At 72.5% G+C, this 13,617-nt stretch carries 14 protein-coding genes; 5 read left to right on the forward strand and 9 right to left on the reverse strand.

From position 1 onward, the window contains the following. From DV20_RS18835 to DV20_RS18845, 3 genes are all read right to left on the reverse strand, one after another. A partial coding sequence (locus DV20_RS18835; protein WP_043782207.1) for a helix-turn-helix domain-containing protein occupies positions 1-605 on the reverse strand: 605 nt, incomplete at its 3' end. Positions 606-723: 118 nt separating this feature from the next. Then, positions 724-1,353 carry an RNA polymerase sigma factor ShbA gene (gene shbA / locus DV20_RS18840; protein ID WP_043782209.1) on the reverse strand — a complete coding sequence of 210 codons (630 nt, stop codon included), beginning with the start codon at positions 1,351-1,353 and terminating at the stop codon, positions 724-726. 235 nt (positions 1,354-1,588) lie between these two features. After that, positions 1,589-2,647 (reverse strand): hypothetical protein, encoded by a 1,059-nt coding sequence (locus DV20_RS18845; protein ID WP_235190877.1) that lies wholly within the window; start codon positions 2,645-2,647, stop codon positions 1,589-1,591. A 238-nt stretch (positions 2,648-2,885) separates the two neighbouring features. On the opposite strand from DV20_RS18845, the gene DV20_RS45555 reads away from it, so the two are divergent. After that, complete coding sequence (locus tag DV20_RS45555) at positions 2,886-3,062, forward strand: hypothetical protein (RefSeq protein ID WP_160169739.1); 177 nt, start codon at positions 2,886-2,888, stop codon at positions 3,060-3,062. Between the two features lie 6 nt (positions 3,063-3,068). On the opposite strand, the gene sigJ is transcribed toward DV20_RS45555, so the two are convergent. After that, a complete protein-coding gene (gene sigJ / locus DV20_RS18850) occupies positions 3,069-3,953 on the reverse strand; it encodes an RNA polymerase sigma factor SigJ (protein WP_043782031.1) in 885 nt (294 codons plus the stop codon). Between the two features lie 160 nt (positions 3,954-4,113). Here sigJ and DV20_RS18855 point away from each other — a divergent pair, with 160 nt between their 5' ends. Beyond that, positions 4,114-6,435 carry a putative bifunctional diguanylate cyclase/phosphodiesterase gene (locus DV20_RS18855; RefSeq protein ID WP_235190878.1) on the forward strand — a complete coding sequence of 774 codons (2,322 nt, stop codon included), beginning with the start codon at positions 4,114-4,116 and terminating at the stop codon, positions 6,433-6,435. 31 nt (positions 6,436-6,466) lie between these two features. Here DV20_RS18855 and DV20_RS18860 read toward each other — a convergent pair whose 3' ends face one another. Next, the gene (locus tag DV20_RS18860; RefSeq protein ID WP_084093555.1) at positions 6,467-7,294 is read right to left on the reverse strand and encodes a cyclase family protein; all 828 of its coding nucleotides are present in this window, start codon (positions 7,292-7,294) and stop codon (positions 6,467-6,469) included. A 101-nt stretch (positions 7,295-7,395) separates the two neighbouring features. On the opposite strand from DV20_RS18860, the gene DV20_RS18865 reads away from it, so the two are divergent. Next, complete coding sequence (locus DV20_RS18865; RefSeq protein ID WP_043782034.1) at positions 7,396-7,821, forward strand: DUF5709 domain-containing protein; 426 nt, start codon at positions 7,396-7,398, stop codon at positions 7,819-7,821. A gap of 1 nt (position 7,822) precedes the next feature. Here the strand turns inward: DV20_RS18865 and DV20_RS18870 are convergent, their stop codons facing one another. Next, positions 7,823-8,791: an RIP homotypic interaction motif-containing protein gene (locus DV20_RS18870; protein WP_051736045.1), complete on the reverse strand. Its 969-nt coding sequence runs from the start codon at positions 8,789-8,791 to the stop codon at positions 7,823-7,825. Beyond that, entirely contained in the window at positions 8,788-9,162 is a 375-nt protein-coding gene (locus DV20_RS18875) for a MerR family transcriptional regulator (protein WP_043782036.1), read from the reverse strand. The genes DV20_RS18870 and DV20_RS18875 overlap by 4 nt, the downstream gene beginning before the upstream one ends. Positions 9,163-9,226: 64 nt before the next feature. On the opposite strand from DV20_RS18875, the gene DV20_RS18880 reads away from it, so the two are divergent. Then, positions 9,227-10,390 carry an MFS transporter gene (locus DV20_RS18880; RefSeq protein WP_043782037.1) on the forward strand — a complete coding sequence of 388 codons (1,164 nt, stop codon included), beginning with the start codon at positions 9,227-9,229 and terminating at the stop codon, positions 10,388-10,390. A gap of 62 nt (positions 10,391-10,452) precedes the next feature. Here DV20_RS18880 and DV20_RS18885 read toward each other — a convergent pair whose 3' ends face one another. Beyond that, positions 10,453-11,646 carry a glycoside hydrolase family 18 protein gene (locus DV20_RS18885; protein ID WP_200876460.1) on the reverse strand — a complete coding sequence of 398 codons (1,194 nt, stop codon included), beginning with the start codon at positions 11,644-11,646 and terminating at the stop codon, positions 10,453-10,455. A 149-nt stretch (positions 11,647-11,795) separates the two neighbouring features. Here DV20_RS18885 and DV20_RS18890 point away from each other — a divergent pair, with 149 nt between their 5' ends. After that, positions 11,796-12,188: a hypothetical protein gene (locus tag DV20_RS18890; RefSeq protein WP_043782040.1), complete on the forward strand. Its 393-nt coding sequence runs from the start codon at positions 11,796-11,798 to the stop codon at positions 12,186-12,188. Here the strand turns inward: DV20_RS18890 and DV20_RS18895 are convergent. Beyond that, positions 12,182-13,528 carry a pyridoxal phosphate-dependent decarboxylase family protein gene (locus DV20_RS18895; RefSeq protein ID WP_084093562.1) on the reverse strand — a complete coding sequence of 449 codons (1,347 nt, stop codon included), beginning with the start codon at positions 13,526-13,528 and terminating at the stop codon, positions 12,182-12,184. The two genes, DV20_RS18890 and DV20_RS18895, sit on opposite strands and share 7 nt — an antisense overlap. Positions 13,529-13,617: the final 89 nt, after the last annotated feature.

The raw sequence follows: 13,617 nt of genomic DNA on the forward strand, positions 1-13,617 counted from the left end.
GCGACCGCGGTTTCCGTGGTCTCGTCGGCATGGATTTCGGTGTAGGCCAGCCTGCTGTGGTCGTCGACGGCGTTGTGCAGGTAGGCGTAGCCGTGGCCGCGTTGACCGCTGTTGCGGCGCCCGGCGGCGCGGCCGAGGGCGCGGTGGCCGCCGCCGTCGGGGATGTTGCCCAGCTTCTTGATGTCCACGTGGACCAGGTCGCCGGGGGCGGGGTGTTCGTAGCGGCGGATCGGGGTGGCGGTGGCTCGGTCGAGGTGTGTCAGCCGGGCCAGCCGGTAGCGGGTCAGGATTCGGTGCACCGTGGAGGGGTTGAGGCCGAGCAGGTAGGCGATCCGCGCGGGTCCCCACCGGCGGATCACCCGGACCTTGATGACTCGCCGCTCGGTCCGCGTCGGTGTCCGGGCCGGACTGGTGCGGGGGCGGCTGGACCGGTCGGCCATGCCGGCTTCGCCGAGGTCGCGGTAGCGGCCGGCCCAGCGGGCGGCGGTGGAGACCGACACCTGGAACCGTTCCGCGGCCCGTCGTAGCGGCCAGCCGTCCTCGACCACACAACGGGCCAGGCGCAGTCTGCCGGTTGGGGTGAGGGGTGCGTTAGCGTGGATCACGAGGGCCTCCGTGAGGCGGGGTAGACGTCGCAATCCACACCGAACCCAGAGGCCCTCCCTCACACCAAGATCATCCAATCACGTGTCACCACGATCGCAACCTCCCCGGGCAGTACAGCTAGAGCTCGCCGATCATGCCGCGCAGCTTCGTCAGCGCGCGGTACTGCGTGATGCGGACGTTGCCGGGGGAGATGCCCAGCGCCTCCGCCGTCTCGTTCGCCGACAGGCCCGCGACGATCCGCAGCGACAGGATGTCCTGGTGCAGCGGCGGCAGCGCCGCCAGCAGCCGGCCCAGCCGGGCGCCGAGGTCGAGCTCGAGGACGTGGTTCTCCGGCTCGTTGCCGCCCAGCGGCCGGTCCGGCAACTCCGGCACCGGCTTCGACCGGTCCCGGGCCACCGAGCGGAACGCGTCGGCGACCTTGTTCGCCGCGATCGCGCGCACCAGGTACAGGAACGATCCGCCGCGGTCCTGGTAGTTCGGCAGCACCTTCAGCACCGCCAGGCACACCTCCTGGGCGACGTCGTCGGCCGAGAGGTAGGACAGGTCCCGGCCGCCGATCCGCGCCCGGCAGTAGCGCACCACCGTCGGCTTGATCAGCCGCAGCAGCGCTTGCACCGCGTCGCGGTCGCCGTCGCGGGCCGCCACCACCACCGCGTCGAGCTGCTCCTTCGCCAGGTCGCCCTCCGGCCTCGGCGCATCCTCCAGCACGGTGTAGCCGTCGACGGCCGCCGCCGCCTCCGCGATCATGGTTTCCACGCCGCCGCCCTCCTCGTGCCCGCCACCGGAACCCGTCCGTCCACAACGGACACTGTGCTGCGTGGACGGTCCCGGTCCGACATATGGCGTAATCGAGGTGCTGACCAGCAACGTTGCACGATTCCGGTGGTTGTCCAGCTATTGTCCGTTAATCGTTCACGCCCCGGCCGGAACGGCCGCCGGGCACCGGCGGGACACGGGACAAATAGTGGACAAACACCGGAAATCAAGCCCAGCGGATTCCGTACGCGAAGCCGGGGGCGAGGTTCCGGAACCGGACGTGCACCTCGCCGGCGTCGTCGGGCGCCAGCAGGGCGCCGGTGCGCGACCGGTCGCCGGCCGGGGAAACCTTTTCCTGGCGGACGATCCGCTTCGGCACGCGTTCACCGAATCGGACGTGCAGGTCGAAAAGATCGCACGGGTGCCGCGGTACGCAGACGTAACGCGGGTCCCGCAGGTTCGCCCGGAATCGCAGGCCGACCTCGTGCCGCGCCCCGCGGCGCAACGGCTCCGGCAGCCGCAACGCCAGCCCGACCCGGTCACTCGATTCCAGCACCCGGCTCGCGATCACGCCGCCGTGGAACACGTCGACCCCGAGCTCGGACTCGCGCGCCGAATCTTCCGATTCGCCGGTGGACGGCAACGTCAGCGCCAAGTCCAGCACGGCGATTTCGTCGGCGTCGGCGACCACCCGCCGGAATTCGAACGCCTCCGGCACGGGTTGGTCGAGAGCCAGCGCGACACGCAGTTCTTCGGTGTGCCAGCCGCGGTTCGCAGCGTGCCGGGGCGCCGGCCCGGCCGCGGCGACGAGCAGCGCGGCGATCTGCTCGATCCCCTCGTCGATCCGCCGCCGGACCGTCCGGTCGTCGCGGTCGAGCGTGATCGCCGCCCAGTGCACCCGTTCCTGGTAGAACGGTTTCCGCGCCCGCTCCTCGAGCGCGAACGCGGCGAGCAGCGCGATCTTCAGATCGTCCGGCAGCGACTCGACCAGCGGCCGCAACCGGTCCGCCAGCTTGCGTCGCACCTCCACGGTTCCGTCGTCTTCGACAATGCCGCAAGCGGAGCGCAATGCGGGTCCGATCCGGTCCGCGAGCGGTGTCGTGAAAATTGCCCTCCCTTTGCGCAGGGCTTTGAGTTCCCCGACCACGTCCGCCGCACTGAGGCTCACCGTTCCCCTCCCCTTCCACGCACGGAGGTCAATGTTCGTCAGCGCCACCGCCGATGTCCAGTCGATCACGCGCTGCCAAACGGATCGCCGTGCCGCGGTTTTCTTTACGGCGAGCACCGGAAAAGCCGAAACCGGCCGGTGTTGGCGTTAACCGTGACAGCATTGCGCCACAACGATTTCCCACCGGAAACTCCCGTGGCCGCCGGCGTCGAAAGTGTCGAACCGGCCGGCGCGGCACCGCGCTTCCCGGGTGGGACACGTTCACCCGGGCGGCGCACCACTCCCGCGGGTGAACGTGACCGCGCTGTTGCCTCGCCGCCGGTTGACGGCGGCCCGCCGGGGGTACTTGTTGATCATGAGCCCGAGGATGTGGCGCCTGCTGATCTCGGGGTCGCTGCGACTGTTCCTGATCAGTGCCGTGCCGGCCGCCGCGCACCTGTCCGTGCTCGCCGGACTGGCGGCAGGGGTGATCGCGTTCATCGTGCCGGCCCCGCACAGCCGGCACGACGACCGCGTCGGCCCCGGCGGTTAACGACCCTTACGCCGCCTGCCACCGGCGGAGCTTTTCGGGGTTCCGCACCGCCCAGATCCGCCGGACCGACGCGCCGGCCACTTCGAACGCCATGACGGCCACGACGGCGCCGTCCCGCCGGGCCATCAGGCCCGGCCGCCCGTTGACGGTGGTCTCCTCCAGCGTCATCGCCGGGATCCGGCCCGTGAGGTCCACGGCGTAGCGCGCGACCCGCTCACCGCCCTCGATCGGGCGGCGGACCGCGCTGACGAGCCCGCCGCTGTCCGCGACCACCGTCGCCTCCGGGTCGAGGACGCCCACCAGCCGTTCGATGTCCCCCGCTTCCCAGGCCAGCTTGAAGGCCCGGACGACGTCCGCGCTCCCCCGGGCCGGCTCCGGCGCGCGGGCGGCCCGGACCCGGCGCCGCGCGGAGGAAGCCAGCTGGCGGCAGGCGGCGGAGGACCGGCCGAGCACCTGGCCGACCTCCGCGAAGGGGTAGCCGAAGACGTCGTGGAGGACGAAGGCCACCCGCTCGGCCGGCGTCATCGAGTCCAGCACGACGAGGAAGGCCATCGTGATCGACTCGTCCAGCGTGACGCGGTCGGCCGGATCGGCGATCCACCCGGTCTCGCCGGGCAGCGGCTCCGGGAGCCATTCGCCGACGTAGCGCTCCCGCCGCACGCGGGCCGAGCGGAGCTGGTCGAGGCAGATCCGGCTCGTCACCGTCGTCAGCCACGCCCCGGGCGCCGCGATCGCGTCCCGCTGCGGTCCGGACAGGGCGTACCACCGGCCGTACGCCTCCTGGACGACGTCTTCGGCGTCGCTCAGCGAGCCCAGGAGCCGGTAGGCGAGGCCGATCAGCTGCCGCCGCTCGGCCGTGATCTCGCCGCTCATGTTCCCCCTCGTGTCCATGCGTCCCCACTACGACGAATTTCCGGAACGGGTTGTGACAGCCCCGCGCCGCCCCGAGCACCACCGCCGCGACATCGCCTGACGCCGGTGCGCTTGTGCGCGATCACGCCCGGTGTAGTGTTTGCCGGTCCGACCGGCGTGCGTGACCGCGTGAGGTGCCATGACAGTGCGGCGGTACCCCGTGGCCATCCTGCTCGTCTTCGTCACGACGGCCGTGATCGTGGTCAACGGGTTCGCTTTCTGGGGCGACACCCCGGCCCTCTGGGTCGACGACGCCATGCAGCTGAGCGCCGGGATCACCGCGGTCGTCTGCGGGTTCGCCGTCGCGCGCCGGGTTCGCGGGCACCAGCGCTGGTGGCGGGTGCTGGTCGCGCTCGGCATGACGTGCTGGTCGCTCGGCCAGTGCGTCTGGTCCTGGTACCAGCTGGTCGACGGCCGCGGGCTGCCGTCGCCGTCGCTGGCCGACGTCGGGTACCTGAGCTTCCCGCTGTTCGCGCTCGCCGCCCTGTTCGTGCTCGCCAGGGCGCGGGCCCGGCCGGACCGCGAGCGCTGGCAGCCCGCCCAGTGGACCGGGCACTTCGGCGTCGCGGTGGTGCTCGACGGCCTCGTCGTCACCGGCTCGCTGTTCATCCTCACCTGGACCGCGGCGCTCGGGCAGGTGGTCCGGGCCACCGGGCCGGACGCGCTGACCTGGGCGGTCGCCATCGCCTACCCCTTGTCGGACCTGGTGGTCGTGGTCGTCGCGGTGCTGCTGGTCGTGTTCGACCGGGTGGACCGCCCGTACCGGGCGAACCTGCTGCTGGCCGCCGTCGGGATCGTCGCGCTGGCCTGCTCGGACAGCGTGTTCGCCTACCTGGTCAGCATCGGCGCGGAAAGCATGAAACCGTGGTCGGACGCGGGCTTCGTGCTCGGCCCGCTGTTCATCGCCTTCGCCTTGCTGGCCACCCCGAGCACGCGCCGGCGTGACGACGCCGGCCAGGCCGTCGGCGTCGACTGGTGGCAGGTGGCGCTGCCGTACCTGCCGGTCACCGCGGTCGCCCTGCTGATCACCGTGCAGATCGTGGCCGGCGCCGGACCGGACGGCGTCGAGGTCTTCGTCGGCGCGCTCGTGGTGTTCCTGGTGCTCGCCCGGCAGCTGCTTTCGCTGCTGGACAACCGGTTGCTGCTGCGCCGGGTGTACGAAGGCCAGCAGCAGCTGACCCACCAGGCCTACCACGACCCGCTGACCGGACTGGCCAACCGCGCGTTGTTCGCCGACCGGCTGGACCGGGCCGTCGAGCAGGCCGCGGACGGCGGGCACGGGCCGCTCGTGCTGATCTTCGTCGACCTCGACGACTTCAAGGAGGTCAACGACCGGTTCGGGCACGCGGGCGGGGACGTCCTGCTGCACGCGGTCGCCCAGCGGCTGCTGAGCTGCGTGCGCGCGGGTGACACCGTCGCCCGCCTGGGCGGCGACGAGTTCGCCATCCTGCTGGAGGGCGAGGTCGACGCCCCGCAGGCCGTCGCCGACCGCATCCAGAGCGCGCTGCGGCGGCCGTTCGCCGTGCACGGCACGCTGGTGCCGGTCCGCGCGAGCATGGGCCTGGTGGTGCCGGACCCGGCCGAGCCGTCGGTGACGTCCGACGTGCTGCTGGGCCGCGCGGACACGTCGATGTACGCGGGCAAGCGGCTCGGCAAGGACACGACGGTCGTCTACCAGCCGTCGCCGGACGGGCCGCCCGACTTCCCGTCGGCGTTGCGCCGCGGCGGCCTCCCGGACGGGTTCGCGCTGGTGTTCCAGCCGATCGTCCGCCTGGCCGACGAGCAGCCGGTGGCGGTCGAGGCGCTGGCCCGCTGGACCGCGCGGGACGGCACCGCGGTGTCCCCCGAGACGTTCGTCCGCGCCGCCGAAGGCGCGGGTCTGGGCGCCGAACTGGACGCGCTGGTGCTGGACCTGGCCTGCCGCGAGATCACCGCGGCCGGCATCGACCTGACGGTGCACGTGAACGTGTGCGCGAGCCGGCTCGGCGCCGCCACGCTGGAGGAAAGCGTCGGCTCCGCGCTGGACCGGTACGGCCTGCCGGCGGAACGCCTGGTCGTCGAGATCACCGAGACGGTACCGGTGCCGGACCTGGCGGCGGGCGCGGCCGCGATCCGGCGCCTGCAGGACCTGGGCGTTCGCGTGGCGCTCGACGACTTCGGGGCGGGGTACAGCTCGCTGACGGTGCTGCACGCGCTGCCGGTGGACCTGATCAAGCTGGACCGCGCGCTGACGACGGGCGTCCGCCCGGACCGCGACGCGGCGCTGTGCCGATCGCTGGTCGGGTTGTGCGCGGACCTCGAGGTCGGCGTGGTCGCCGAGGGCATCGAGACGGCCGAGCAGGCCGAACTGGTCACCCGGGCGGGCTGCACCACCGCCCAGGGCTACCGCTTCGGCCACCCGGCCCCGCTCCCGGCACTGCGGCTGGGCAGCTCGCCGCGGCCGGTCGTGAGTGGTAAGTAGGGGTCCGCCCCGCCTTACCACTCACGACGGCTCAACCCGCCTTCACGCCTGGGGGCAGGACGCCGAAGATCGTCGCGGTCGAGCCCGCGCCGTTGCGGTTGATCGGGCCGCCCGCCAGGACCCAGGCGCCGGTCGTGGGCAGGGCCTTGAGGTTGGCCAGGATCTCCAGGCTGATCCGGTGCCGCCGGTAGACCAGCTTGGACACCGTGTACGTCTCGTCGGTGCCGACGTCGGGGCTGAACGTGTCGGTGCCCGTGCCACCGCGGCGGCCCAGGCGTCCGGTGTCGATCAGCCACCGCACCGCGGGGATCGAGAACCCCGGCTGGTGCAGCACGCCGTCCGCGCCGGTGTTCGGGAACGCCGGCGTGCCCCACTTGGCGTCCCAGCCGGTCCACAGCACCACGACGGACTCGTCCGGGATCCGGCCGTGGCGCTTCTCCCACGCCTTGAGGTCGTCGATCGTCACGGCGTAGTCGGGGTTCGCCGCGGCCTTGGCCCGCACGTCGATCTTCACCGCGGGCCGGAACAGGTCCGCCGGGTCCATGTCGTCGGCGAGCGGCTCCCCGGTGTTGAAGTGCCCGGGCGCGCCCCAGTGCGTCCCGGTGTGCTCGCCTTCGCGGACGAACTGCAGGTAGTAGCCGTCGTCGGGGATGGTGGCGATGGTTTCCAGCTCGAAGGCCGGGTCCCCGGGGAAGACGTTGGTCGTGGCGGGGTCGTTGACGTGCGACAGGTTGACCAGGTTCAGCTGGTCCAGCCGCACCGGCGGGGCGGACGGCGCGGCCTGGGCCGTCCGCCCGGACAGCGCCGCGCCGAACACCCCGGCCAGCCCCGCGGCCAGCACTCTGCGTCTCATCGGCATGAGGGATCACCTTTCACCGGCAGCACCGCCGACGTGGCGGCATGGCACGGTCATATCACCCGGGCTGGGCGCGGCCAATGCGTTGCGCGAAGATGGTCGCCGTGGACGACGACATCGAAGACAACGCCGACAACGGCATCCTCGACCCCGAGGACACTTTGGACGACCGCGACGAGCAGGCGGAGGGTTATTCACCGCCGGAACGCGCGCAGGCGACCGAAGGCTGGGGCACCACCGCCCGCGAGACGGCGGAGGGTGAGAGCTGGGCGGGCCGGCTCGCCCGCGAGGTCCCCGACCTGGCCGACGACCCCGACGACGACGGGCTGGGCGACACCGAGGACACCGACGGCGAGCTGATCGACGACGAGGTCGGCGACGCCCGCGCGGGCCGTCTGGTCGCGACGGACGAAGGCTACGGCGAAGACACCGACGAAGAGCTGTACGCCTCGGACGCCGGCATCGACGGCGGCGCGGCTTCGGCGGAGGAAGCGGCCGTCCACGTGATCGACCCGTCCCGCCGCTGGTGAGCTAGAAGCGGCTCCGGAACGGGCCGTCGTCCGCCGTCCGCTTGACGGCCGGCGGCAAAGGTGGCGGCACCGGCGGCAGCTCGGGTTCCGGCAGCTCGAGGTCCGCCGGCCCCTCCACTGCCTCCTCCGGCAGCTCCTTCAACGCGCCGGGCACCTGCTCCAGCTCGGCGAGCACCTCCGTCAAGGAGCTCAGATCCAGCGCGCGGACATCGATCTTCTCGCGGATCCGCTGCTCGTTGCCCTTGCCGTAAGCCGACGCGATGGTGTCCTCCACGACCTCCGGCGGCGCCGGCTCGTTCTCGTTGCACGTCACGTCGAGCGCCGCGTACAACACCGCCGCGTCCCGCTCGAACACCTTGCGGACCGTCTCGCGCAGTTCCCGCTCGACCGCGTCGAGCTTGCCCTCGCGGAGCTTGTCCACCACCGCGCGGTCGCGCAGCGGGATCTCCGGCCCCTTGACCACGTGCCGGAACACGTTGTGCTGGTGGTTGAAGTTCCCGACCTGCACCCCGCGCGAGTTCCAGAGCGCCACCTTCGTACGGCCCGCCACCCGGGACTCCGCCTGCGGCAGGCTCGCCGCCAGCGTCCGGGCCAGCGTCTTGTCCAGGGTGATCCGCACGTCCTCGACCCGGAACTTGTGCACGTTCGTCTGCGAGTTCCAGTTGCCCAGCTGAATTCCCGCGCAGTTCTTGACGACGAGCGCGTTCGGCGGCAGCAGCCCGGTGACCCCCTCGGCCGCCAGCGTGGCCGGGACGTCCACGACTTGCGCGTGGTGATCCGCGGTGGGGAAGACCGCGGCCTGCGTCGCCGCGACCCACTCCTCGATCACGTGCGGCGCGACCACGGCGACCGGGGAACCCTGCCAGGACGCGTCAATCAGCGGGTCGTCCGGGTCGGCGACCGGGCGGCAGATCTCCCGCCACGGCACCGGTTCGAGGATCCAGCCGTCCCCGATGTCGTCGTCGGTCACCGGCCGGCCTTGTCGTACTCGCGAACCGCGGCCAGGTACTCCCCGATCGCGTCGCGGTTGCGCAGCAGGCATTCGGCGCGGCGGGTCATCCGGTCCCGTTCGGCCTCCAGGGTCGCGATCATCTCCGGCGTCGCGTCCGGGAAGTAGATGGTCCGGGGCTTGTCCAGGCACGGCAGGATCTGCTTGATGATCCGGGTCGGCAGGCCGGCGTCGAGCAGGCCGCGGACCTGGATCACCCGGTCAACCGTCGGCTCGTCGTAGTCGCGGTAGCCGTTCGGGCCGCGGCTCGCGATGATGAGGCCCTGCTCTTCGTAGTACCGGAGCAACCGGCGGGACGTGCCCGTGCGCTCCGAAAGCTCGCCGATCCGCATGTGCGCCACCTCACATCCCCCGCGGTAGACCATCACATCAATGTGAGGGTTCGAGCATAGCGGCATGACGAACCTCCGCACCCGGAATCTCCCGCTGACCGCCCTCCTGGCCCTGACCACCGCCGCGTTCGTCACCGTGCTCACCGAGGCGCTGCCCGCCGGCGTGCTGCCCGGGATGAGCGCCGGCCTCGGCGTCGGCGAAGCCGCGGCCGGCCAGGCCGTGACGGTCTACGCGCTCGGCACCGCGCTCACCGCGATCCCGCTGTCCGCCGCCACCGCGAGCTGGTCCCGCAAACGCTTGCTGCTGGCCGGGGTCGCCGGGTTCGCCCTGGCCAACACCGTGACGACGCTGTCCTCGGACTACGCGCTGACGATGGTGGCCCGCTTCGTCGCCGGCGTGGCCACGGGCGTCGTCTGGGCGCTGCTCGCCGGCTACGCGCGCCGGCTCGTCCCGGCCGAGGAGGGCAAGGCGATCGCCATCGTGATGGCCGGCATCCCGCTGGCCCTGTCGCTCGGCATCCCGGCCGGGACGTTCCTCGGCGGCCTGTTCGGCTGGCGCTCGGCGTTCGGCGTCATGTCGGCGATCGCGGTCGTGCTGCTGGCGTGGATCGCCGTGGCGGTCCCGGACCAGCCGGGGCAGGCGAGCGGCCGGACGCCGGTCCTGCGCACGCTCACCGTCCCCGGCGTGGTGCCCGTGCTCGCCGTGACGCTCGTGTTCGTGCTGGCGCACACCGTGCTCTACACCTACGTCGCCCCCTTCCTCGGCCACGCCGGGATGGGCGGCGAGGTGGACGCCGTCCTGCTGGTGTTCGGCATCGCGTCGATGGCGGGCATCGGGATCGTCGGCGCCCGGATCGACCGCGCGCCGCGGACGCTGATGGTGCTCAGCACCGTCGCCGTCGCGGTGGCCGCGACGCTGCTGGCGGTGTTCGCGGGCAGCCCGGTGCCGGTCTACTCCGCGGTGGCACTGTGGGGCCTCGGCTGGGGCGGCGTCCCGACGCTGCTGCAGACGGCGGCCGGGAACGCCGGCGGCGCGGCGGCGGACAACGCGCAGGCCATGCTGGTCACGCTGTGGAACGCGGCGATGGCCGCGGGCGGGGTCGCCGGCGGGGTCCTGCTCGGCGCCGCCGGACCGGCGTCGTTCCCGTGGACGCTGCTCGTGCTCCTGCTGCCGGTGCTCGCGGTGGTCCTCGGCGCGCGACGGCACGGGTTCCCCGCCCGCTCCTGAAGGAGTCCTGAGTGGACGAAGGGCCCGGACGCGCTCGCGCCCGGGCCCTCCAGCTCGGGGTTTCAGCAGCGGCCCGCGATGGCCCGCAGCAGTTCGGCGTTCGCCGTGTCGCCGGACAGCTCCCAGGCGAACACGCCGCCGAGCCCCTGCGACTTCGCGTAGCCGGCCTTGGCCGACGCCGTCTCGGGCGTGTCGTAGCTCCACCACTGCGTGCCGCACTTCGCGTACGCCGTGCCCGCGATCCGGCCGTTGGCGGGGCACTTGGTCTTGAGGACCTTGTAGTCCTCGACACCCGCCTCGTAGGTGCCGGGCGCCGGGCCGGTGGCGCTGCCGCCGGGCTGCTTCTGCGTCACGCCGTCCCAGCCGCGGCCGTAGAAGCCGAGGCCCAGCAACATCTTCGCCGACGGCACGCCCTGGCGGCGCAGCTTCTGGACGGCCGCGTCGGCGTAGTAGCCGGCGCTCGGGATGCCCGGGTACGCGCGCAGCGGCGAGTGGGGCGCGGTCGGCCCGGCCGGGCTGGCGCCGGCGACGAAGTAGTCGTAGGTCATCACGTTGTACCAGTCGAGGTACCGGCTCGCGGCGCCGTACTCGGTGGCGTCGATCTTGCCGTCCTTCGAGCCGTCCGCGGTGATCGCGGCGGTGACCAGCTGGCGCCCGAACTTCGCGCGCAACGCCTTGACGAGCTCCGTGAACGCCTTCGGCCCGCTGGTGTCACAGGTGTTGCCGCAGGCGTTCGGGTACTCCCAGTCGACGTCGATGCCGTCGAAGACGCCCGCCCAGCGCGGGTCGTTGACCAGCCGGTAGCAGGATTCGGCGAACGCGGCCGGGTTCTTCGCCGCCTCGGTGAAGCCCGCGGACCAGGTCCAGCCGCCGAAGGACCACAGCACCTTGAGCTTCGGGTGCAGCTTCTTCAGCTCGCGGATCTGGTTGAAGCTGCCGTGCAGCGCCCCCGGTTCGGCGCTGTCGGCCTGGCCGCTGACGCTCGTGGCGGCGTCGTAGGGCATGTCGTGGTCGGCCCACGGGTCGCCCACGGCGCAGCCGCCGTTCGTCACGTTGCCGAACGCGTAGTTGATGTGGGTCAGCTTCGCGGCCGAACCCGAGGTCTCGATGTCCTTGACGTGGTAACCCCGGGCGTAGACGTCCCAGTCGGCGAAGTAGGCCATCACCTTGCCCGGGGCCTGCCCGGCGTTCGCGGGCGGCGCCACGACGGAGGCTCCGGCCAGCGCGAGCGCGACGACAGCGATGCGTTTTCTCATGCGGAGCACGGTTTTCTCCTCACCGGCCGGGTCGACGTGCCGAGGCTAACAGGTCCAGACCATTTCGGGCCAGGGCCAATCGGGGCGGTCAGCGGGTTTCGGTGTACCTCCGCAGCCGGGTCCGGATTCACGCGTGCGATGATCGGGCGATGACCGAGTTCGGCTGCGCCCGCTGTTCCGGCGAAGACGCCCTGACCGCGCTGGCCTTCTGCACGACCCGGCTGAACAAGACCCACCGGCTGGTCGAGCGGTCGCACTTCAGCGTCTCCCTGCGCCGGTGCCCCGAATGCGGCCAGTCGTTCGCCGCGATCTTCACCGAGTTCGTCGACCGGGCCGGCGGCGAAGACGCGCAGTACTTCGACTTCGTCCCGCTCACCACCGCCGAAGTGTCCTCACTGGCCGCCCAGGGCGCCCGGGTGGACCTGGCCGAGCTGGGCGCGCTGGGCAGCGTCCGCCGCCGGCTGTCGTCGAGCTGGCCGACGGGCGGCGAGAAGGAGATCGCCTGGCGGACGGATCCCCTGTCGGTGCGCGAGGGTCACTGACCCGCCAGGCGGAGAATCGCCTCGGCACTTCGGTCGACGTCGGCCTCCGTCGTCAACCAGCCGGACACCGAGATCCGCAGGTACCGGCGGCCGCGCCAGGTGGTGCCGCCCAGCCAGCACGTGCCGTCGTCCTGGATCTTCCGGATGAGGGCGTCGGTGTCACCGCCGAAGGACACCAGGACCTGGTTGAGGACGACGTCGTTGGCGATCTCGGCCCCGCCGTCGGCGAGTTTCGCGGCGAAGCGGCGGGCCAGCCGGCAGCAGCGGCCGACGAGTTCGGCGACCCCGTCGCGGCCGAGCTCGCGCAGCGCCGCCCAGACGGCGAAACCGCGGGCGCGGCGCGACGACTCCAGGGTCAGGTCGCCCATGCCGGACACCTCGCCGGCGCCGGTGAGGTAGGCGGCCCGATAGGCGATCGCCGCGGCGTGGACGTCCGGGCGGGCGCAGAAGACGAAGCCCGAGTCGTACGGGACGTTGAGCCACTTGTGGCCGTCGCAGGCCCAGGAATCGGCGAGCTCGACACCGTCGAGCAGTGGCCTGGTGCCAGGGTTGGCGGCGGCCCAGAGCCCGAAGGCGCCGTCGACGTGGATCCAGGCATCGCCCGCGGCCTCGCGGGCGGCACGGAGGTCGTCGCACGCGCCGGTGTTGACGTTCCCGGCCTGCAGGCAGACGATCAGCGGCCCGCTTCCGGCCGCGCACACCCTCCGGAGGTCCCCGACGTCGATCGCGCCTTGCGGGCCGGCCTTGACCGGCTCGACGGCCCGGGTGCCGAAGCCGAGCAGCCGCAGGGCGCGGTCGACGGTCGCGTGCCGTTCTTCGCTCGCGACGACACGGACGCGCGGGGCGCCGGTGAGCCCGTCGCGTTCGACGTCCCAGCCGGCTTCGGCGAGCACGTGGTGCCGCGCCGCGGCGAGCCCGGCGGTGTTCGCGGCCTGGCCGCCGGTGACGAACCCGGCGGAGGCGCTCGCCGGGAGCTCGAGCAGTTCCTTGAGCCAGCCACCGGCCGCCTCCTCGGCGGCGGCCGCGGCGGGCGAGAGGACGGCGTTGAAGCCGTTCTGGTCCCAGCCGGTGGCCAGGACGTCGGCGGCGGTGGCGGCCGGCAGCGCGCCCCCGATCACGAACCCGAAGAACCGCGGCCCGGCGGTGGCGACCAGGCCCGGCTCGGCGGCGCGAGCGAGGTGTTCGAGCACTTCGGACGGTGGAGCAGGCCGGGACGGCAGCGGGCCGCCGAAGGCGGACCGCAGGGCGGCGGGATCGACGGCGGGCGCGACGGGCCGGTCCGCGAGGGTGGCCCGGTAATCGGCGCCGAGCTCCGCGGCGCGGCCCAGGAGGGCGTGCATGTCGTCCATGAGCCGACTGTAGGCCGGTGCCCGCCCTGTGACGGAGGTTTCCGCCGGGAACAATCGCCGCCCTCCCGGCGTAGCGTCCT

This window comes from Amycolatopsis rifamycinica, from assembly GCF_000695625.1.
Lineage (GTDB): Bacteria > Actinomycetota > Actinomycetes > Mycobacteriales > Pseudonocardiaceae > Amycolatopsis > Amycolatopsis rifamycinica.

Coding starts and splice junctions, on each gene's coding strand:
- shbA (WP_043782209.1), bottom strand. CDS start 1,353: ATGATCGCGGAGGCGGCGGCGGCCGTCGACGGCTACACCGTGCTGGAG.
- DV20_RS45555 (WP_160169739.1), top strand. CDS start 2,886: ATGAGCCCGAGGATGTGGCGCCTGCTGATCTCGGGGTCGCTGCGACTG.
- sigJ (WP_043782031.1), bottom strand. CDS start 3,953: ATGGACACGAGGGGGAACATGAGCGGCGAGATCACGGCCGAGCGGCGG.
- DV20_RS18855 (WP_235190878.1), top strand. CDS start 4,114: ATGACAGTGCGGCGGTACCCCGTGGCCATCCTGCTCGTCTTCGTCACG.
- DV20_RS18860 (WP_084093555.1), bottom strand. CDS start 7,294: ATGCCGATGAGACGCAGAGTGCTGGCCGCGGGGCTGGCCGGGGTGTTC.
- DV20_RS18875 (WP_043782036.1), bottom strand. CDS start 9,162: ATGCGGATCGGCGAGCTTTCGGAGCGCACGGGCACGTCCCGCCGGTTG.
- DV20_RS18880 (WP_043782037.1), top strand. CDS start 9,227: ATGACGAACCTCCGCACCCGGAATCTCCCGCTGACCGCCCTCCTGGCC.
- DV20_RS18885 (WP_200876460.1), bottom strand. CDS start 11,646: ATGAGAAAACGCATCGCTGTCGTCGCGCTCGCGCTGGCCGGAGCCTCC.
- DV20_RS18890 (WP_043782040.1), top strand. CDS start 11,796: ATGACCGAGTTCGGCTGCGCCCGCTGTTCCGGCGAAGACGCCCTGACC.
- DV20_RS18895 (WP_084093562.1), bottom strand. CDS start 13,528: ATGCACGCCCTCCTGGGCCGCGCCGCGGAGCTCGGCGCCGATTACCGG.